The organism is Mediterraneibacter flintii (assembly GCF_055387595.1).
The window spans coordinates 1,103,346-1,125,024 of the sequence record NZ_AP031405.1 but is presented as its reverse complement, the minus strand read 5'-3'; the positions used below and the strand labels follow the sequence as shown (position 1 = coordinate 1,125,024).

Below are 21,679 nucleotides of genomic sequence, written 5' to 3'. Positions count from 1 at the left end.
ACTATGTATATTTTCCTTGATTATACCAAAATATTCTTCTAAAATGAAATCATATTATTTTATACCCTGATAAGTACAGGTTATACCCATATTTTTCAGTTCTATTTTCAGAAAGGACGTTTTTCCTATGTTAGATTTAAAGCTTGCTACATTTCTGTCACTTTGCGAGACCCGCAACTATACCCAGACCGCCAGTCTGTTAAACATCACACAGCCTGCTGTATCCCAGCATATAAAATATCTTGAGAAATACTACAAAACCAAGCTTTTCTATTACGATGAAAAGCGTCGTCTCCACCTTACCGAAAAAGGAAAGCTTTTACGTTCTTTTGCCCAGACTATCCGTTCTGATTCTGCCCTTATTCTGGAAGAAATGATGGCGCCTCCGAAAGAAAACAGCGAATTAAAATTAGGTACTGTCACAACCGCCGGAGAATCCCTCGTTCCGCATATGATCGCAGAATATTTAAAAAAATATCCAAACCAGAAAGTCAGCCTCTATTTAGGAGAGGCTGACGAACTCCTTACCTGGCTTCAGGAAGGGAGGATTCAATGCTGTATCACAGATGCCTACTGTCCCTCCTCCACTTACGAAAGTGAAGAGCTATTCGAGATGGAGACGGTCTGCGTCTGTTCGCCGCAGCACCCTCTTGCCGGACATACCGTCGATTTCCACGAGCTCAACGACTACCGGCTTATTTTCCGCGAAAATGACACAAACTCCCACCGAAACCTCATGCATATCCTCCATGAGCACAATCAAGAGCTTGGCAATTTCCATTCTTATGTAGAAATCGGCACGATAAACGCTGTCAAAAAGCTCGTCATGGAAAATATAGGAATCTCCTTTATCTATCGTTTTGTCGTGCAGGAAAATCTGGATAATGGAACCTTAGAGCAAATTTATATCCGCGGTTTTTCTTCTCGCAATGCATTTAGTTTTGCATGGATGAAAGACAGCTTTTTTACGTCCGGCAACCTGAAATTTTTAAAAGTATGTAAATCTGTGCTCTAATCCTTTTTCCGCGAACAGCACTCGGAATTTTTATTGTGAATCAGGCAGACTGCCCTGCCTTCTTTCGCATCCAAAATCAGTCTCGTGTCCCTGTCTGACGTATCGTAAATTTTTACAATTTCTGAAAGCTCTGTCTCCTCCGGAAAAATATCCTTTAGAATTTCTCTGCAGGTTTCTAAAAGCTCCGGGCGGTACACCTTTGTCTTGCTGTTTTCATTGATCGCCCCATAATAGACGTCTGCCTCTACTAAATCTTGAAACATGTGGCTTCCATAGGATAATTCCGGATGGTATCCAGCCTTGCTGTATGCCACTTCACAGATCGCGATAAACTGGCTGATATCCGCATACACTACAGGTACTCCCAATTCTGGAGAAGAAGTTCCGATTCTACCGGGCACAAGCAGCATAAGCTTTTTGTCCTCTTCTTCATAATACTGGTTAATTTTGCCAATGAGCCTCCCCACATCCGGCTTCTTTGCATGGGGACACTCATAGTACTTCTGCGGATTTACCCACACAATCCGATCTAATCTCTCCTTTTTGGAGCGTCTCATGGACGTACGCCTCACATCAAATAAAAACTCCTTCTCCATTTCCTCTGGTATCTGTATTTGTTCTGACACAGACACCTGCAGAGGTCTGCACTGAAATAGGTTTACCCTCCATACCTCCTTTTGCGGGCTTGACAGGGCAAATTCCACATCTACCGGTCGTTCGTACTCCTTCTCCAACATTTTCAGCACTCTGCGCATCATACGTATAAACGCATTGTTGTCTACTAGTCCCTGGCAGTCTGAAAAATAAATTTTCCGGTACCGACCACGCTGGGCCAGAAGATACTCTGCCTCTGTGTCATGGCTTAAAACCATCTTTTTTTGCCAGGAAGGAAGTAGTTCTATTATTTTGTCCAGCGAAATCGTACTGTGCATCCCCTGCTCTAGATCCAATACATCTACCTGTCTTTGAGAGAATTTATGCCTCTCTGCAACCGTTGTCCTCATATTTGCCTGTGCCCTGTCCAATCCAACCAATCTCGGGTAATCCCCCGGCGTACGTTCCACCGCCCTTGTCCCAAGCCCTGCCACAAGTCTTAGCATTCCTGCATCCGGATTTAGATGCTCCATCCACTTATAAGGATTATAAGAGCAGCCCATACCTGCTGCCACAGGCATATAATAATTTTCGTACCTCTGTCCTTCCACTCTCTGCACCAGAAGCGCCATCTGTTCATCTGCACCCAGAAGCTTCCTCTTTCTTCTATACTCCAGGGCAGACGGATTCATCGTGCTTGCATATACCTTTCGAACTGCCTCCTCTAATTCATACAGACGCTCTTCCTCTTCTCCCTGGCTCATGCAGAAAATGGATTCATACTTTCCAGAAAAAGCATTTCCATAGCCATCTTCTAAAAAGCTGCTGGAACGTACAATAATAGGTGTCTTATCATAATGCCGGATAATTTTTAAAAATCCCTCTCTTATTTCTTCAGAGAAGTTCCCGTTTCTAAGGCGCTCCTTTAACTCTTCCCCCTCCCTGAAATGTTCCTTTTCTTTCCTTTGCCTCTCTCTTAACTCCAGACAGTCATTGTCTTTTAAATACCCACAAAATACATCTGAGCCGATAAAAAAAGAATCATGTGGTTCAAGCAGCTCCACATATTCCGGCAAAAGATTCTCAATCAGCTTCCGCGCTGCTAAAAGACCACATGCCTTCCCGCCGATAAGCCCTCCGCCAATTCTTCGTTCTTCTACTTTTTGATAATCTTCTTCCGCAAAATGTTTTAAAATCAGTTTTTCCATTCTGGATTCTGTCGTTACCATCTCATGGCAGATCTGCTTTTTCTCCTCTTCTGTCAGGCGTTTGCCTGCCCGTAATTGTTCCCACACATTCATGTCTGTTTCCTCCCTGCGCTTACATAGCATGCTATTTATTTTTTGTCTAATTCTAACTCAATACCTGGTATTGCAAATTTCATAAATTCTGACATGCTGCGCGTCAGATATTTATTTTTCCGATAATATAGATATACCTCTCTTATCGTCTCCGGATCGTCTACCTTGTAGTAAATGACCTTAGAATCTGCCGGAAGGCTTTTTACTACTGTATCACTGACAAAAGAAACTCCCATCCCATATTCTGTAAGATGATATGTCGTGAGAAGCTGGTTTAACTTCAGTACATAATTCGGTTGTATTCCAGCTCTATGGCAAATTGCCTCCACCCTCTCCCTCGTATCATTGTGAGAACGAAGCACTACAAAGGGATCTTCTTTAAAGTATTTCAGCGGCACTCCCAAAAAAGAAGGATCCAAATGCAGATTGTTTCTTATGTCCTGCGCCGTCATTTGATATTTCCTGGCCTTTTTGTTGCTTGCAAATGATGCAGGAACTGCCAAAATAAGATGTTCCTCCATGAAAACCTTCTTTTCATATATCTTTTCATCTAATATATAATTGTCAATCAAAAGATCTAGTTCTCCTGCAAACAGCTTCCCTTCCAAAAGAGGTGTATCGCCCTCAAACAAGCTTATTTTTACATGTGGATAAGCTTCTCCGAATGTCTTAATTATAGGGGGAATAATAAATGCAGAAAACAAATATGTCCCTCCGACCGAGAGATGTCCTGTCTTTAATTCTGAAAGATTCCCCACATAATAGGCAAACTCATCCTCCAGATCCATAATTTTCTCTGCTGTTTTGATATACTTTTTCCCACATTCTGTAAGCTGTATCGGATTCATACTGCGATCAAACAGCGGCATTCCTATTTTGGTCTCTACTTTTTTAATCATAGCGCTCAATGCTGGCTGCGATATGTACAATTTTTCCGCCGCTTTGGAAAAACTTTTCGCTTTATATACCTCATACACATAGTTCATACCGCTGAACATAAGGGTTTTCTCCTCCTTATAATTATTTACTTATATTTACCATATAAATATAAGTATTTGCTTCTATTCTAAAGCCTTTTTATAATAAAGGCAAGAAAAAACGAAATAGCTGTTTCCAATATATTCCAAAGGAGGATATGATGAAAAAATTTACAGAAGCTTCCCCATCAGAGCTAAAAACAATGCTCCGAGAACTACAGGGACGGTATGATGCATTCTGTGCACAAAACTTAAAGCTTAACATGGCACGCGGAAAGCCTGCTCCTTCGCAGCTTGACTTAAGCGCTCCGCTTATGGACAAAATGAACACTTATACTTTAGAAGATGGAACTGACGCCCGCAATTACGGTATCCTGGAAGGAATTCCAGAATGTCGTAGGTTGTTTGGAGAAACACTCGGCATTGCTCCAGAACAAATCATTATCGGTGGAAATTCCAGTTTGAATGTAATGTTCGATACCTTATCTTTCCTCTGTCTGTTCGGAACCCATGGCTCTATGCCCTGGCACTACCATAAGTACAGCGGACATCCGGTAAAGTTTCTCTGTCCGGTGCCTGGTTATGACCGCCACTTTAAAATCTGCGAAGAGTTGGGAATAGAGATGATTCCGGTTCCTTTGCTGGACGATGGCCCTGATATGGAAATGGTGAAAAAGCTTGCCGGAGAAGATCCTTATATAAAAGGAATCTGGTGTGTTCCTCTTCACTCAAATCCGCAGGGTGTGTGCTACTCTGATCCTGTAGTAGAACAGCTTGCCTCTATGGAAACCGCCGCAGAGGACTTCCGTATTTTCTGGGACAATGCCTATGGAATACACCACATCTATGAGGAAGTACCTCTTAAAAATATTCTGGATGCATGTAGTCGTTTTCATAATCCGGATCGCGCTTATTATTTCTTCTCAACCTCGAAAATCAGTTTTCCAGGTGCCGGCATTGCCTTGACTGCTTCTAGTCCGGATAATATAAATGAATTAAAAAAGCATATGTCTGCTCAGACTATCGGACACGATAAATTAAATCAATTAAGACATGTACAGTTTTTTAAATCAAAGGAAAACTTAAAGCATCACATGGAGCTTCTGGCTAAACAATTGCGTCCCAAATTTGACGCTGTACTAGACAAACTTGAAAGCAATCTGGAGGGCAGCGGTCTTGCCAAATGGAGCCATCCAAAAGGCGGTTATTTCGTCTCTCTGGATACCATGCCAGGCTGTGCAAAACGTACTGTAGAGCTTGCCAGACATGCAGGCGTCATTATGACAGAGGCCGGCGCCACCTATCCCTACGGCAAGGATCCTCTGGACAGCAATATCCGAATAGCCCCAACGTATCCGACACTCGGAGAATTAGAACAGGCAATGGATATTTTCACAGTATGTATACAAATTGCAGGAATTGAAAAATTGTTAAATAGTAAAGGAGAATGAATCATGGCAAACACATATAATCCTTATGATAACGTATTAAAAACCGTAAAAGACGCGGCAGATATTCTCGGATATTCTGAAAGTGATATTGAAGCGATCAAGTATCCTGAACGAGAACTGAAGGTGGCAATCCCCGTGTGCATGGACGACGGAACCACGCATGTTTTTGAAGGCTACCGTATCCAGCACTCTACCTCTAGAGGGCCGGCTAAGGGAGGAATCCGTTTCCATCCGGCAGTCAACGAAAACGAAGTGAAAGCACTCGCTGCATGGATGACCTTCAAGTGTGCGGTTGTCAACATCCCTTACGGCGGTGGAAAGGGCGGCGTCATCTGTGATCCAAATAAGCTCTCAGAGCGCGAGCTTCGCGCCATTACACGCCGCTTTACGGCTGCAATCGCTCCTCTGATCGGGCCGGAGCAGGATATTCCTGCGCCGGATGTAGGAAGTAACGCCACCGTCATGGGCTGGATGATGGACACATATAGCATGCTCAAAGGACATTGTGTACATGGTGTTGTAACCGGTAAGCCCATCGAATTAGGCGGCGCTCTTGGAAGAAATGAAGCTACCGGACGGGGAGTTATGTTCACTACGAAAAACATTCTCAACAAGTTAAATGTCCCCATACAGGGTACAACCGTTGCCGTCCAGGGTATGGGAAATGTAGGAAGTATCACAGCAAAGCTGCTGAATGAGGAAGGAATGAAGGTTGTCGCTGTCAGTGATGTATCCGGCGGCATTTATAAGGCAGACGGATTAAATATCCCTGCAATTATTGATTACCTCTCAAAAGACCGCAAAAATCTTCTCACCGGATATGAAGAAGATGGAATGGCACGTATTACGAATGAAGAATTGCTGGAGCTGGATGTCAAAGTCCTGATTCCTGCTGCTTTAGAAAACCAGATCAATGCCTCCAACGCAGATCGTATCAAAGCGGATATTATTGTAGAAGCTGCCAATGGGCCAATTGCCTCCGAAGCAGACGCTATGCTGAATCAAAAAGGAATCACTGTAGTTCCTGATATTCTCTCCAATGCAGGCGGTGTTGTTGTTTCTTACTTTGAGTGGGTACAAAACATCCAGTCTGTAAGCTGGACTGAAAAGGAAGTCAACGAAAAGCTGAAAAATATTATGGATCCGGCTTTTGAGGCTGTATGGAATATTGCGCAGAAGGAACATACTACGTTAAGAACCGGCGCTTATTTAATCGCGGTCAAACGAGTAGTAGAAGCGAAGAAAGCAAGAGCTATCTGGCCATAATTCCCTAAGCGTGAGGCTGCCTCGGCAGTCTCACGTTCATATTTTGTTCATTTTTCTTTTAAAAAACATTCATTTTCTTATCATTGTTTCTTCATCTCTCTTGCCTATACTGAATATATCAGATAGAAAACATAATAAACATTGACGTTATCAAGTATGAATCATACTATTTTGAATAAACTTTTTCATAATACATGCCAGGGGCCGACAAACGGCTACCTGGCATCCTCCCTTTTTACAGTTCTTTTTTTCTGTGCCGTCTTTTCTTTCTATAACACAGCCTCCCGACTGATGCCAGAAGAACCCCTGCAAAAAGTATTGCGGGAATCCAGACTATCTCATCTTTTCTTTCCCTTTCCTCCGTTCCACGCCCTTTATTTGAAAATACTTTTTCTATATGCTCTGCCGCAGACATCTGTTCCACAATGGAAAATTGAATTTCTGCCCTGCTTTTGTTTCCCGCTAAATCCTCTGCCTCCGCTGTCACATAATACGCCCCCGGCTCACAAAATTCATACCGGACAATCCGACTGTCTGCACTGATATTCTGCTTCTCGCCATTTATTTCAAGCCTGTGCAGACGTCCGCCCTCTTCCTCTACCCAGATACTAAAGTCTGCTTCTCCCTCATAATTTGCTCCGTCTTCCACGCCTCTCCAACAAATCTCCGGCGCAGTATGGTCGATTGTAAATACCGCATAAGCGTCCGCCTCATTTCCTGCTTCATCCTCCGCGGTCACCTGTAAAATCCTTACTCCTTCATCTATCACTCGTTTTCCCGCAAAATAAGGCACCCCGTCCAGATAAATCTGATATGTATATCCGATAAAATCTTGTATCATTTCTTCTGCACCATAATTCCATTCAAAGTAAGGAATATAGACTCCTTCCATGTGACTGACATAACGTATTATAGGGCTTGTCTTATCTATGATAAATGTATATTCCGCCGTACTTATATGCCTTGCTTTATCTGAAGCAGTAACAACACAGTCATATTTACCTTCTTCTTCAAATACAAGCCTTGCCTTTCTTTCCCCTTCTGTCTCTTCCCATATAATATTACGCTTATCTGTCTCTTCCAGGCGGTCTCCTGCAGGACTTGTCCGCCAGACTTCTATATTGCAGTTTTCCAGTATGTTCTCATCTCCCACCGTAAATACTGCCGTCTTAGTCTCGGCAGTAATCATAGACTGATAGATACCTTCTGCCTCTATGACTGGTATCTGTCCATCTATATATAGCTCCTGGCTTTGCACTGTCTTATTTCCTGCATAATCCTCTGCCTCTATAGCTATCTGAACAGGTTCTCCGGACACAGAATTCTCTTCTATTCGCAGAAAAATATTATCCTGTGTCACCTGCTCCCGTTCGTACTCTTTTACCGTAACTATTCTGTCATTTACATAACAGCATACCCTCTTTAGTCCGGAATATCCTTCATACGCTGGTTCCTGTATTTGCACAGCCACCTCTGCTGCCTCTGCATACCAGCCGTTTTGTGTGTCCGCAGTAGTAATCCAAAGCAGCGGAGCCTCGTTTTCGCATAAAACTTCTGCCGATCTGCTGCCCTCAGATCGATTGCCTGCCCTGTCCACTGCATACGCATCCACAGCGCCATAAAATGGCGGAGAAATAGTCACGCTTCCCTCGCCGCCCTGTATCCTTCCAATCTCCATTTCGTTATGCAAAACGACAATCTCACTGATTCCAGACACTGCGTCCTCGCTTTTCACCTCTATTTCGAATTCTGTATTTACACAGATTGTCCCGTCATCTGTAAAGGGATAAGAAAAAACAGGAGGTGCCGGCATGGTCTCGTCTATTTTCACTGTAATCTCTTCCCTGTACAGTTCTTCTTTCGTCTCTGTCTCTGTCATCCAAACGGATATAAGATTTTCTCCCTCCTCCAAAAATTCCTTCGGAACAACGAACATCTCCTCTTTTTCCGTTTCCTCCACACTTCCCTCTTCCTCCGTTTTTTCTATCTTTAACTGTCCCTCTATTGTTTTTCCTGATGCGGACTTTAATTCATACCAGACAATCGCCTGCCTTTCCGTATGGATAATCTGTATCTGCGGCTTTGTCTGAAACCAACCGTTTTCTCCATCCGGCTCGGGACATAGTATCTGTGGATTTTCATAGCTCTTTTCTTCTCCGGTCGTTTCTTCCTTCTTTTCTTCCCCGCCCTTTTGGTTTTCATCATAGGAAAGTCCTGTACAGAGCAAAAAGGTAATAAGCATGCCCAGAATCACTATGCCAATAAATCCCTTTTTTCTATTCTTCATTCTTTTCTCCCCTTTCATTTTCCTCCTGCTTTTTATATTCTTCCATTAATTCTTCGACAGCTTCCGACTCTCCCAGTCTTTCTATCAGCTCCTCCCCTGTCAGCACTGCCCTTGTATATTGCCCCTGCCCTGCCTCCAGCTTCATCTTTTTTATCCCCGCCAGCTCTATCCGTTCTGCCTGTTCCTCGATTTCACACAGTCTCCCGTACGCATCTGCCGCCTCCTGCCCCATTTCCTCTCTTTCATATGCGGCGGCAAGACATCTTAAAATCTCTGCCTCTAATTCCTTTCCACGTGTAATCACCTCTTGATTGCCTGCGGCAGTATTTAGTAAGAGTTCTTCCTGCAGCGATTCTATCATAAAATCCGTTCCCTCTTCCGATTCCTCTCCCAGTCCCGAAATGCCTGCTTCTGCTGTTCCCTCTTGCCAGTCCTTTTCCTTCGCCTTTTCCGCTTTAGAAACTTCTTTTTCTGAACGCTTCACACTCTCTCCTTCCGTATTCCCTGCAGATGTCTGTCCTGTGTCCTGCTTGCCTGCTACAGCGATTCCAATTCCGGCTGTCACTACAAATACAATGATACTTCCATATAAAACCCCTTTTCTTTTTCCTCTGCTCCTTCTCTCCTTTAACTCCGGCAGCGCCTTTTGTACCTGAAAAAAATCCTCAAAGCTTCTGCCGGATTCCCCCAGACATTTTTGGATTACTTTCTCCAGCAAATGCTCCTCCCGCCTAGTAAGCGCGGGATATACCTGTGCATATGAAAGAATGAACTGCATCGTTCTCCCTGTACAGAATAAATCTGCCTGTGCTGCCTGGTTTATCTTGCGTTCAAACACAGGTTTTACAAAATGTTCGTTTACCGCCCGTTTCTGCATGTATTTCAACACTGCTTCATTTTCAGGCGATTCTAAATCCAACAGCAACAAGTTTTCTTTCGCAACTAATATACTGTATGGATTCAAATACCGATAGCAGCGTCCCTTTTTACATCTCTGATACTGTTCCATCAAATGGCACAGTTGTCTAAACCATTTAAAAAGACAATCCTTTTCCACCCGAGGATATTCTTTTAAATAGTAAATCAGTAAGATTCCCTGTACGCAATCCAAGCTCTGCCTGCACTGTGTACCATACTCAATAAACCGGAATACTTCATATGCTTGTTCTTTATTCAATTTCTTTTCCCGCTGTGAATCTGCAATCCACACATGACTTGTTTTCTTAATCCTTGAATCTCATCAGATTTGATGTTGAAAGTAAAAATGAAATAGAAATAATAGAAAGTACTTGTATCATACTTTATGAAAAGTAAAAATGCAAGTGCTTTTTGAGAATACTATAGTTTTAATTTTAAGTCGATAATCCTTTTCACTGACTCGTCCAGACGCTGCTCTGTAATTTCTCCGTTTTTCACTGCATCTAAAATTCCCTGATATGCACTATAAAAATCTGAAGGCATCAGAATCATATCTATTCCCGCCTGCACTGCCTGTACTGCCGCACGATCCGCAGAATAGTTTTGTGCAATCGCTCCCATATTCATCGCATCTGTAATAACAATTCCCGTATACCCAAGCTCTCCCCTTAGAATATCTGTGACAACCGTTTTGGAAAGTGTTGCAGGAGTGTCGCTTTCTGCTATCTGCGGTAAAGTAATATGCCCCACCATTACAAATTCGCTGCCCGCTTCTATTCCTGCCTGAAAAGGAAGAAATTCACAGCTTCTCAGTTCTTCAAGACTCCGATCCGAATAGGCAAAATTATCGTGGGAATCCTCAGAAGTACCTCCATGCCCCGGGAAATGCTTCAGTGACGTACAAATCCCTGCACTGTGAAACCCGTCTACTGCCTCTGACACCATACTGGACACCAGCTGCGCATCAGAGCCAAACGCGCGGTATCTGACCACTTCATTTGCCGGATTACTCCACACGTCTGCATCCGGTGCAAAATCCACATTGAACCCATATTCCGCCAGGTATCCTCCTATGTATGCCCCTGTCTCATATGCTTTTGCTGTATCTCCTGCAAAACCAATATCACACATGTTCCCCACATTTTCTACCGGAAATGCTCCGCTTCCTGCAATACGCGCCACAGTCCCGCCTTCTTCATCTACTGCAAGAAAGGGCTTCAGCCCTGTTACATTGACGCTTAGTTCTTCTACAGCGCCATTAAGCTGTACGATCTGATCTGGAGATACAATATTTCCCTGCATCATAATAAATCCACCCACCGGATATGCCTCATAGGCGCTATGAAATGTCTCTCCGGCCTGCGTCACAGCTTCCTCTCCGGTCAGAGTCTCCGGCGTCACAACGAACAACTGCGCCACCTTCTGTTCTAACGTCATCTCGGAAAGAATTTTCTCTGCCTCTGTCAAAGGCTTTTCTGTATTCTGTGTTTCATCCGTCTGCTTTCTCTTGACCTTCTCTGTGTTTTCCCCTTTCCCCTTATGGCTTTCTTGCGGTACGGTGGTTCTTTTCTCTGCTATTTCCTTAATGCATATTCCAATAATCGCTATACATATTAAGCACGCCAGGACTGCCAAAAAGAAAAATATCCGGTTCTTTATTTTTCCTTTCATCTTCTCCTTATCAGTCCTCATATTCGCAGATATATCCTATTTTCCCGGAAAATTCAGGAGCTACAGATAAAATATCATTCGGTACATCATTAAAAACCCATTTTCCAGTGTTCTGATAATAGAAAATATCCAGACAGTCTTCTTCTGTACTTCCATCCCTGAAGCTAGGCTCGTTTTCCATCCATTCATCCACACACCAGTAAGAATCCGAATTTATCTTATCTCCATAGAGTTCATTTTTCTCGTTTACCCAATAATACTCCTCAGAGCCGGCATCTCTTCTTCCGCCAATACGGAACTGAATATCCTGCATTCCTTTTTTATTGATTTCACTTAGAATATAATCATATTCCTCCTGGCTGTTTATCCTTACCAGATACCCTCCTTCATTTAAACAGTACTGGTATGCCTCACTCCAAGTACAGTCAGAAACAATAAATTCATATCTGTGAATTCCGCCTTCCGTAGAGTCATAAACTTTTTTCTGTTCTTCTATATCCTTTTTGTCCTCATTTTCCTCTTTTAGTTCCTTATCATCGTTGTCCTTTTGTATTTCTTCCTTTTCACCGGAGTCTTCGGACACTTTCTTCTCATCCAGCCCGCCTTTGTATTCTTCGATTCTGGCATTCAACTCCTTCTTCGATTCTTTTACATGGTAATCTCCCATTACGATCCACACGCAAATGCCGGCCAAAATTCCAAGCATAAGAACGAGACAAACAATGACTGCAGGAAGCCTTGATTTCTTTTTTCCAAGAGGCGCACCACACTTTTCACAGAAAACGGCGCCTTCCTCAACAGGACTGTTACATTTTGGACATCGCATTTTTACTCCTCCCTAGACGATCGGTGTTCCACATCCTGTGCAAAACTTCTGGCCTTCTTTCAACTCTTTACCGCAATTTGGGCATACTAACTGCTGCACCTCTGATTGAACTGGCTCACTTGCTGCTTCCGCCTGCACAGGCTCTGTCTCCACTTTTGTCCCGCAGTTTACACAGAACAGCTGATCCTCCTCCAGCGGAGCACCACATGATTTGCACACTTTTCCTGTAGGCATCTGTGCCGATGTCTCCACAGCTTTCTCTGGGATTTCTATTTTTGTACCGCAGACATTACAAAATTTTGAGTTTTCAGAAATCTCTGCATTACAGTTCGGGCAAAATATGGTTCCTTTTATTTTTCTCAACTGTTCGCGCAGTTCTTCTGCCTGATTTTCTAACTCATTTATTTTTATAATCCACTCTGCTGCCTCCGGCACAGCTTCCTGCTCCTGCTTTGTGCAGAGTTCATAATAGAGCTTGCCGAGCTGTTCGAACACTTCTTTTTTCTGATTCTCCAGTCCCCGCAGATTCGATGAAATCTTTACAGAATCTGTCGCCTCCTTTGTTTTTTGGATTGCTCCCTGTCCAAGCATAGTTATTTTTTTATCTAAATCATTTAAAAATGCCATTGTATTACCTCCCTTATATGATATAGACTTGTATCTTTTATCCTACTTTTGTTCCGCAGCTTCCGCAAAAAACAGCGCCTGGCTCTAACTTTGCTTTACAGTTCGGACATATTGCTCTGTTGTCTGCCTGCTGATTTTTCAGTCTTGTAATTCTATCAAACAGCGGAAGAAGCTGTGGAAGCGGATCCTCGAAACCGCCCTCATAATACTGCTTTCCCAGCTCCAAATACACTTGATTCAGCTCTTCCTCCACTTCCTCTTTTAAATGAAAAATTTCTGTTTTTTCTTCATCTGCCATCATTTTCAGCTCTCCTTATATAGATTTTAAATACATCACACTAGAGCCTGCCAGCTTTTCCTCCGGCAGGCTCCTCTCTTTCTATCCCAACTTATATTTTACATAGAAGTCGGATCCAAATACCATTTTCCGTCAATTTTAACCACCTGCAGAACCATTCCATCCGTGTATGTTTCATCCGTAATAGCTTCCATTCCGATAATCATCAGCACATCTACGGATTTTCCTTCTTCCACCGTCTCGTACACACCCGCCGAATCAAACTCATCCTGTATTACCGCAATGTCATCCTCTGTCAGCTCATTGGCACTCCTCACCTCGTAGTCAACCTGGTACCCGCCTACTTTGATGTCTGTACCCATAGAGTCCATAAACATTTCTTCAAGATAATCCGCTAACTCTGTCTCATTATATCCACTCTCTTCTGACAGCACCTCTATCGTTCCGTCAGAAAAAGCTGACAGCATGATTTCTCCGTCCTGTTCTTCAATCCCCTGCATCAGTTTTGCTATAGGCTCTTCAAAGCTGCTTTCTTCTCTCTTTTCCTCTTTCTGTTCTTCCTCTTCTTTCGCATCCTCGTCTTCATCCTTTTTATCAGAACGATCAGACGAAGCTTCCGACTTTTTCGAATCACCAGAAGAACTTCCAGAATCATTCGAGCAGCCTTTTACGGCAAATACAACTCCGACTATCACTGCAATCAGTACAACAATAGCTATAATAATAAAAATCAGTGGTTTCTTTGATTTTTTCGGAGGTTTCCCTCCAGCCGGCTGATAATACTGCTGTCCGTTTGGCTGCTGATACTGCCCTGCTGGCTGTGCACCGCCTACATTCTGCGCATTACCCGGCACTTCTACTGGTGTTCCACAGTTCGGGCAGAACTTTGTACCATCATTTACTTGTGTTCCACAATTTCTGCAAAACATACCTTTTCCCTCCTCTTTTTCAAAGCTTCTTTAGTTCAGGCTGATCGGATTGATATACCACTTTCCATCTACCTTAATTACTTCGATAGTAGCATCATTATCGTCCTCTTCATCCCCGTCAACATAGATCGTCATTGTAACGTCCAGTTCTCTTGCTGCGCTGATGTCTTCCCTGACATCCCAGTAATCCTTCAACTCATCTTCAATGTCTTTAATGTCGTCCTTATCTAATTTCTTGCTGTCTTCAATCTCATACTTGAATTCCACATCCTCATCTTCCCAGTCTTCTCCGGAGAACATATATTCAAATTGCTCTTCCATCATATCTTCCAGGTCTTTCTTATCAAGTCCTGACTGGTCTTCCATCGCCTCAATCGTATTCTCGGAAAATGCGGACAGAATCATCTCTCCGTCCTGTTCTTCCACACCCTTCATCAGAGTCTTAATCGGCTTTTCATATCCCTTTCCAAATACAGTCTTTCCAAGCACTACCGCCAGAACAATTACTACGACCACAACAATCGCAATCAATCCAATTGCCAGATACGGCGGTTTTTTCTGCGGCTGTACCGGAGATGCTCCTCCCTGATACCCTCCGCTATTTCCCCCAGCATTGCCGTTTACCGCCGGAGTACCGCACTTAGGGCAAAACTTTGCCCCCTCATTCAACTGCGCTCCACAATTCTTACAAAACATACCTTTTTCCTCCTCTTTTATCTTTTAGTACTCGAAGCTTCCCCAATTGATATACCATTTGCCGTCTACTTTAATGACTTCCATTGTTATGTCTGTCTCATCTTCCTCATCGCCATCAACATAGATTGTAAATACAACATCCAGTTCTCTTGCCGCACTGATGTCCTCTCGGATATCCATAAACTCTTTCAAGTCCTTTTTAATATCTTTGATATCCTCTTTATCCAATTTTTTATTGTCCTCTATTTTATATTTTATCTTGATGTCTTCTCCATCGAGGTCTTCTTCTGTTATCATATACAGAGAATTTTTTTCCATCTGCTTCTCCAGTTTTCTGCCCTTTACGCCGAAGTTATCCTCCATTTTTTTGATTGTATTTTCACTGTAGGCAGACAGAATCTTTTCTCCATCCTCTTGTTCTATTCCCTTGACAAATGCCTTCACAGGCTTTACATATCCTCTCCCAAATACAAATTTTCCAACTACTGCTAGAACAATAACGCCCAGCACAATTACACCGATTGCTAGGTATGGCAGCCTTTTTTGAGTCTGCGAATAGCTTGTTCTTCCCTCTGTATATTTCTCGTTTTTTCCGCCAACTGCTCCCGAAGCATTTATAGATACCGGTGTCCCACATTTGGAGCAAAATTTTGCCCCCTCTTTCAGCGGGGCGCCGCAATTTTTACAAAACATGTTTCCCTCCTTATATCAAGACAAATACATTCTCATTATTTTTCAGATATATTCTCGTTCCTCTGGGAACATAATACTGCCGACCTTTTCCGAGAGGCTGCCCGCTTTCCAAAAACATTGTTTTTACTTCAAACGGCTCTATACAGTACTGTGCGCGCTCCTGCTCAAACCGAACGGACGCAAGCGCCTGCGGACTCTCATACGGACTTAACACTGCACATCCATCTGCCCAGAGAAAATAGATCTCCGCGGTCTCTTTCATCGGGTATCTCTTTCCCTTAAGCTGTCCGGATTCTGCACACAATTCCCCGCCGCGTTCTTCTCTTGGCTGAACAAAGGGCTCTTCCTGCTCCTTCAAAAAAGCTGCCCTCTCCCTTTCCTGTTCTTCCTCGAAAAGACGCTCCTGCAACACTTGCTCCGCCTGTCCGGGCACTGCCATTTTCTCTGTCTCATATCCTGCTGTCTCATATTCTGCATATGGCATTTCTATTGTCTTGTCTTCCAACCTGCCGTTCTCTTCTGCAGCCCTGTCTACCTCTGGTTTCTTCTGCTTCCACAGCAAAAGTCCTGTCAGAGATAAAAGAAATAGAACAAGATAGCATACGGCCAAAATCAAAAGTGCCGGAATCTGTAAAGAAAGCGTATTTCCTTTATCCAGATCCAAAACGATCTCTTCTGCCTTTTTAAGCCGACCATACAACAGAAAAAGAAGCGTCGCAAATACCGCACAATCTACAAGGCTTGCTGTCATTCCAATAATATATGGTGCTCTCTTTTCCAAAACCGCAATTAAAAACGCTCCCAGAAGTATGAGAAACACCCCCACAGCTATCCACCATGTATACGGCTCCAGACAGGTTCTTGCAGCAGTATATATAAGTTCTTGTTCTTCCGTTCCTTTATAAAATCCCAGCCCTGCCTTTAGTGTTCCCAGCAGAGAAAATTCGGCCGTTCCGATTTTAGCATATGTAAGAAACCATGCCCCTACTGTGCCTGCTGTTAAAACTGCTATGATGTACTTCAACTTCTCCTTCATTCCTTCACCCCCTGCCTCTAGATACTATATATACGAATTTATATATATGTACAGCATTGTAAATATTATAATAGATTCCTTCCAATTTTTCCATGATTTCCAGTGTTTTCTTTTTATACATTTTTTAATATGTAGCAGTTCATCTCATACAGATGTACGCTCGCAAAAACATGCAAGCATGTTTTATGCTTCCCGCACACTGTATAGCCGAACTGTTACTCTATTATTTTTTCTTTTTTTGCCACTGCCGGACTTTTAAGACAATCACCAGAATAAGAGCTATTCCTGCCGCACCTGCCACAACATACAGTATCCATGTGTTATCTACCAATTTCCCACGCTCATTTATACCTGCTCTATACTTCCATTCATATTTTCCATCACCGTCTTCATCTACTTTCAGCACTGTTTTGGAAGTATTCTCTGCCACCGTATCAATCTGTGTTCTTCTGGTAATTTCTATATCTTCAAATTCCCGAAAATCAGTATACTCTCCATTTTCATCCATAAATCCGATTGTATAGTCCATGCTGCCGTTCCCGGTTCCCTCTATCTGGATATCGTATTTTGTTCCTTCTTTCAGACGAAGAATCTTCACTCTGTCATCCTCTTCTTCGCCATCTTTTCTCTGTTTGCTTTCTTGCTCCCCTATGAAGCCAAAAAGCGCATCTGCCGCCGCGGAACTGTCTGTATCTTCTCCACTGTCTATTACTATATCCGTTTCTCCTTCCTCAAAGGTCAGCGTACCAAAGGTGGTTCTTGTATTGAGAGCTTTTTCCTCTGATGTAAGCGTCTCTCCTCCAGATTTCACTGTTACATCCACAGGACACGCAATTTTAATATAAATATACTTCTGTCCGTTGATCATATCGGCAATATCATCAAAGAAAAACACCAGATTCTCTGCATCATCTACCTCATAGTGATGTCCTTCACTCGCAAGCTGCGCCAGCAGAGACTGGGCGGAAGCTCTCTCCCCTTCTTCCAGGCTGCTGAAAAATCCCAGTGTATAAATATCAATTCCATCCTCTTTCAGCGAATCAGCATAGGATACTAACTCTGCACCTTGCTTACCATCGTTTGGCATACCGTCACTCATCAGTACGATAATTTTTTTCTTTGCACTACTATAGGAAAGCATTTCTTCTGCGGTATTTAAGCCCGCTTCCATATTGGTGCCCCCGTTTGCCGTAATCGTATATGCAGAAGCTTCAAGAATCCCCTGTTCTTTAGAGAAATCCGAACACATCTTCGCTCCATTATTATAAGTTACGATACCGATACTGGCATCTTCCTCTAAAATAGTATCAATGAACTTAACCGCCGCTTCCCTCGTTTCTTCAATCGGGACGTCCGAAGAGGCGCCTTCATCTACAACAGATTCCGCCATGCTTCCAGAATTATCCAGCACAAGAACAATATCTCGTTCCTGTGACATGTCGCCATTGCCCGGAACCAAGTCTCCTTCTTCTATTTCTTCTGCCTCAAATCTATATTCCAATACACACTCTGTATACTGTTTACTTCCTTCGTAGTCCATACTGCCGACAATCTCAATTGTCTGGCTGTTAAGCTGTCCACTGGAGGAATCTATCTGTGCAGACAATGTCACTTTATCGTAACTGAAGCTTTCATTCTGACTCAATTGAATCAGTACCGCGCCCGCCGCTGACTCAAAAGAATCTCTGGTTAATTCAAAGGAAATCTCATTTTCCTCCATTTTTCCGTTTAGAACAGACGCTTCCTTCAGATTAAAAAAGTTAAAAAATTCTGGCTGTATTTCCTGTTCCAAATCCTGCTTCACTGGTTCTATATATTCATAGCGCACTACACCGTCCGCATAACGCATCTCCCAGCGGGTATCTGTATTTTCATTACTGCTATACCCCTCCCCTTCCAAGTGCACTTTGCTGATATCATGCCGGTCAAAACCTGAGATTTCTGTCTCTGATTCCCCATTCACTCGATATGTGTCCCTGCCATTTTCTGCTTGCACTTCCATTTCCATATTCGTCTTTTCTGTCCAATTGCCCCTGACTGTTGTAATCTCTGCTGCCTTTATGTACGTTTCATATACACTGTTGTCTGTTTCTTCCACCTCTGTTTCCAGTGCCTTTTCTACTGCATTTCCAACATTCAAAAGCGCAATGCCTTCTTTGGCATCTATCGCTTCATTCGGGCTTACTTGTATTTCTGAACTGTCTACAAGAATTTCTTTAATCTGCGCCCCGCTTAAATTCGGCTGCGCACCCCATACAGCCGCAGCAGCGCCTGCTGTAATGGGAGAGGCCATAGATGTGCCGTCCATCTTTTTATATCCATCGACTATTGTACTGTAAATATCCTCTCCGGGCGCCGCAATCGTAACGCTCTCACCGTAATTAGAGAACCTGCAGAGCGTATAATCCCCTTTTTTGTCAGGCTGTGCCGCTGCCGCTACAATAATGATACGATCCAATATTTCTTTCGGTTCTATCGCCCCGCCAAATGTATCACAGTTTTCTTCTGTCACAGAACAAAAATATCCGTTATTTTTTGCATCATAACCAATTCCACTCGCATCTCCGTTTCCTGCAGATTCTACAATCACAAAATCATAGTCCCGTACCAGCAAAGCCGCCATATATTTCGATACCAACGCCCCGTAATACTCTCTGTATTCGTCGCCTAGCACATCACTCCCCGTTGATTCTTTCAAGCCTTTTGGATCGATTCCAAGAGACAGATTCACAACTGTGCGTTCGCCCCCTTCTTCTATAGAAGCGACCACTCCGGACAAGATAGAACTACTCGTACTCCATCCTCCTGCCTCTGTCTGTGCCTTAGTCGGTTCCCAGTCCCAGCCCAGCATCCTTGCATTCGGCGCCACCCCTGCAATCCCTTTCTTATTGTCCATCGTGGCTCCTACCAGACCGCTTACATGCGTACCGTGATCCTCATAAGAATTCACACCTTCATTGAGCAGGCCAACAGATAAATCCTCATGTTCTATGTCGAATCCATTATCTACAATCCCTACACTGACAGAGGCCATTTTATCTTTATGCTCCCATGCTCCTGGAGCGTCAATTGCTTCCGCCCACCAGTTGTTGCCTGAAGGAGACTCCACATCCCATTTGTTATCCGTCCACAGACAATTATACCAGTATCTTCCAAAAGGATCATTCGGTTCATAATTAGGTGCAGTAAAAGCCGCCAAATCCAGGGATGCCTCCTGCACTCCTTCCATCTGCCTTACTTCCTCACAGAGCGCCTCTAGTTCTTCATAAGATGACGCTTCCACTCGGATCATCAACAGATCAATCACTTCCTCCTGTCCGGCTATCTCTCCTTCAAGTGCATCTACTACCGCCTGCTTCTCTTCCTCTGGTGTATCCGGCGTAAAAAATACCATAATTATGTCATTTACATAGCTGATACCTGTTTCTTCATCCTGTGAAATCTCTTCCTCTGTGTATGCATATGGTCCGGTTTGCTCTTCCCCTTCTGGACCAGGAAGTGCTATCTTGTCCTTAGCAAACAGTATTCCAGCTAATAAAAGACTCGCTGCGAATAAAATACCCGCGATCAGAAAACCTATCTTACGTTTTCCTTCTTTTTTTCCAGCAATTGCTAAAAACAGCAATATCCAGAAAATCAACCAGGTTATCCATATTCCGTGAATCATATGTAGCGCAGACACATCAAACAATTCTGCCATACCATAGTCAAGCGCTGTGGTAATCAGCAGAAACGACATCCCCGCTATTCCCAACAGAGCCGCCAAAATAGTAAGTACAACATGGAGAATTCGTTTATTGATAAAGCTTACTCCGAATAAAAATACTGCCGGAATGACCGTAAAGACGGCAAATATAAGTCCCCATCTGTTAAACTCTCCGCTTAGCGGAATAAAGGCCAAGCCGGCGAACGCAAGAATTACCAAAATCCGCAGACTCCATTTACGCATTTGTTTCCCTCCTCCTTTTTCCTTAACAGCAATGCTGCTTCTATGCCTCTAGCTCTTTTAATTTAGAAAGTGCAGCCGCAACCACTTTATCCATATCATAGTATTTATATTCCCCAAGTCTTCCCCCAAAAACGACATGCTCTTCTTTTGCCGCCAGCTTTTTATATTCCTCATAAAGATGTGTATTCTCCTCATCATTCACCGGATAATAGGGTTCCATTCCTACCTTCCATTCAGAGGAATATTCCCTGGAAATAACCGTTTTTTCTTGTTTTCCAAACTCAAAATGCTTGTGTTCTATAATACGTGTATAGGGAACCTCTTTTTCTGTATAATTAACAACCGCATTTCCCTGATAATTCTCGCAGTCTAAAACTTCTGTTTCAAATCTCACTGAACGATATTTAAGCGCTCCCAGACAGTAGCCAAAATATTCATCTATCATTCCGGTGAAAATAATTTTCTCTGCAATGTCCGGCTTCTCCTTTTTCAGCTCAAAGAAATCTATGCCAGTTCTTACCTCTACACCTTTTAACATTTTCTCTACAACAGCGGTATATCCGCCGATTGGAATTCCCTGATACCGGTCATTAAAATAGTTGTTGTCATACGTAAATCGAAACGGCAGGCGCCGGATAATAAATGCCGGCAGATCCTTACAGTCCCTTCCCCACTGCTTCTGGGTATACCCTTTGATCAGTTTCTCATAAATATCCTTTCCTCCAAGTGAAAGTGCCTGTTCCTCCAGATTACGCGGATTTATAATGCCCGCTTCTTCTACCTGCCTGTCAATAATCTCCCTTGCCTCTTTTGGCGTACGGATCCCCCACATTTTGCTAAATGTATTCATATTGAATGGAAGGTTATACAATTCGTCTTTATATATTGCGATAGGAGAATTGATATAATTATTAAATTCTGCAAACTGATTCATATATTCCCAGATTTTTTTGTCAGAAGTGTGAAAGATATGCGCTCCATACTTATGTACATGGATTCCTTCTATATCTTCGCAGTAAATATTTCCTGCAATATGGCTTCTCCGATCTATCACCAGACATGCCTTTCCTTTTTTCGTCAATTCATGTGCCATAACTGCGCCGTACAGCCCGGCACCTACAATTAGATAATCATATTTTCTCATT

The 21,679-nt window shown here is 43.1% G+C and carries 17 protein-coding genes; 3 read left to right on the top strand and 14 right to left on the bottom strand.

The features are described from left to right. Positions 1–127 precede the first annotated feature (127 nt). Positions 128–1,015, top strand: coding sequence for a LysR family transcriptional regulator (locus tag ACZ5C4_RS05340; protein WP_464520085.1), 888 nt, complete (start codon positions 128–130; stop codon positions 1,013–1,015). Here the strand turns inward: ACZ5C4_RS05340 and ACZ5C4_RS05335 are convergent. Continuing rightward, entirely contained in the window at positions 1,012–2,910 is a 1,899-nt protein-coding gene (locus ACZ5C4_RS05335) for a PEP/pyruvate-binding domain-containing protein (RefSeq protein WP_464520084.1), read from the bottom strand. The genes ACZ5C4_RS05340 and ACZ5C4_RS05335 overlap by 4 nt on opposite strands. 35 nt (positions 2,911–2,945) lie before the next feature. Continuing rightward, positions 2,946–3,908, bottom strand: coding sequence for a LysR family transcriptional regulator (locus tag ACZ5C4_RS05330; protein ID WP_464520083.1), 963 nt, complete (start codon positions 3,906–3,908; stop codon positions 2,946–2,948). A gap of 140 nt (positions 3,909–4,048) precedes the next feature. On the opposite strand from ACZ5C4_RS05330, the gene ACZ5C4_RS05325 reads away from it, so the two are divergent. Beyond that, on the top strand, positions 4,049–5,338 hold the full coding sequence (locus tag ACZ5C4_RS05325; protein WP_464520082.1) for an aspartate aminotransferase type Ic: 1,290 nt from the start codon (positions 4,049–4,051) through the stop codon (positions 5,336–5,338). 3 nt (positions 5,339–5,341) lie between these two features. Further along, the gene (locus ACZ5C4_RS05320) at positions 5,342–6,604 is read left to right on the top strand and encodes a Glu/Leu/Phe/Val family dehydrogenase (RefSeq protein WP_464520081.1); all 1,263 of its coding nucleotides are present in this window, start codon (positions 5,342–5,344) and stop codon (positions 6,602–6,604) included. 235 nt (positions 6,605–6,839) lie between these two features. On the opposite strand, the gene ACZ5C4_RS05315 is transcribed toward ACZ5C4_RS05320, so the two are convergent. From ACZ5C4_RS05315 to glf, 12 genes are all read right to left on the bottom strand, one after another. Beyond that, entirely contained in the window at positions 6,840–8,891 is a 2,052-nt protein-coding gene (locus ACZ5C4_RS05315; RefSeq protein ID WP_464520080.1) for a hypothetical protein, read from the bottom strand. After that, entirely contained in the window at positions 8,881–10,068 is a 1,188-nt protein-coding gene (locus ACZ5C4_RS05310; protein WP_464520079.1) for a hypothetical protein, read from the bottom strand. The genes ACZ5C4_RS05315 and ACZ5C4_RS05310 overlap by 11 nt, the downstream gene beginning before the upstream one ends. A 161-nt stretch (positions 10,069–10,229) precedes the next feature. Continuing rightward, positions 10,230–11,480 carry a glycoside hydrolase family 3 protein gene (locus tag ACZ5C4_RS05305; RefSeq protein ID WP_464520078.1) on the bottom strand — a complete coding sequence of 417 codons (1,251 nt, stop codon included), beginning with the start codon at positions 11,478–11,480 and terminating at the stop codon, positions 10,230–10,232. Positions 11,481–11,490: 10 nt separating this feature from the next. Then, positions 11,491–12,306, bottom strand: a complete 816-nt coding sequence (locus tag ACZ5C4_RS05300; RefSeq protein WP_464520077.1) for a zinc-ribbon domain-containing protein — start codon at positions 12,304–12,306, stop codon at positions 11,491–11,493. 12 nt (positions 12,307–12,318) lie between these two features. After that, a complete protein-coding gene (locus ACZ5C4_RS05295) occupies positions 12,319–12,933 on the bottom strand; it encodes a zinc ribbon domain-containing protein (RefSeq protein WP_464520076.1) in 615 nt (204 codons plus the stop codon). Positions 12,934–12,970: 37 nt separating this feature from the next. Further along, a complete protein-coding gene (locus tag ACZ5C4_RS05290) occupies positions 12,971–13,234 on the bottom strand; it encodes a zinc ribbon domain-containing protein (protein WP_464520075.1) in 264 nt (87 codons plus the stop codon). A gap of 95 nt (positions 13,235–13,329) precedes the next feature. After that, positions 13,330–14,160 (bottom strand): zinc ribbon domain-containing protein, encoded by an 831-nt coding sequence (locus ACZ5C4_RS05285; RefSeq protein ID WP_464520074.1) that lies wholly within the window; start codon positions 14,158–14,160, stop codon positions 13,330–13,332. Between the two features lie 30 nt (positions 14,161–14,190). Beyond that, positions 14,191–14,856, bottom strand: a complete 666-nt coding sequence (locus ACZ5C4_RS05280; RefSeq protein WP_464520073.1) for a zinc ribbon domain-containing protein — start codon at positions 14,854–14,856, stop codon at positions 14,191–14,193. Positions 14,857–14,880: 24 nt separating this feature from the next. Next, the gene (locus ACZ5C4_RS05275; protein ID WP_464520072.1) at positions 14,881–15,549 is read right to left on the bottom strand and encodes a zinc-ribbon domain-containing protein; all 669 of its coding nucleotides are present in this window, start codon (positions 15,547–15,549) and stop codon (positions 14,881–14,883) included. Between the two features lie 10 nt (positions 15,550–15,559). Next, a complete protein-coding gene (locus ACZ5C4_RS05270) occupies positions 15,560–16,585 on the bottom strand; it encodes a hypothetical protein (RefSeq protein WP_464520071.1) in 1,026 nt (341 codons plus the stop codon). A 223-nt stretch (positions 16,586–16,808) separates the two neighbouring features. Then, the gene (locus ACZ5C4_RS05265; protein ID WP_464520070.1) at positions 16,809–20,534 is read right to left on the bottom strand and encodes a S8 family serine peptidase; all 3,726 of its coding nucleotides are present in this window, start codon (positions 20,532–20,534) and stop codon (positions 16,809–16,811) included. A gap of 40 nt (positions 20,535–20,574) precedes the next feature. Next, positions 20,575–21,678, bottom strand: coding sequence for a UDP-galactopyranose mutase (glf, locus tag ACZ5C4_RS05260; RefSeq protein WP_464520069.1), 1,104 nt, complete (start codon positions 21,676–21,678; stop codon positions 20,575–20,577). Position 21,679: the final 1 nt, after the last annotated feature.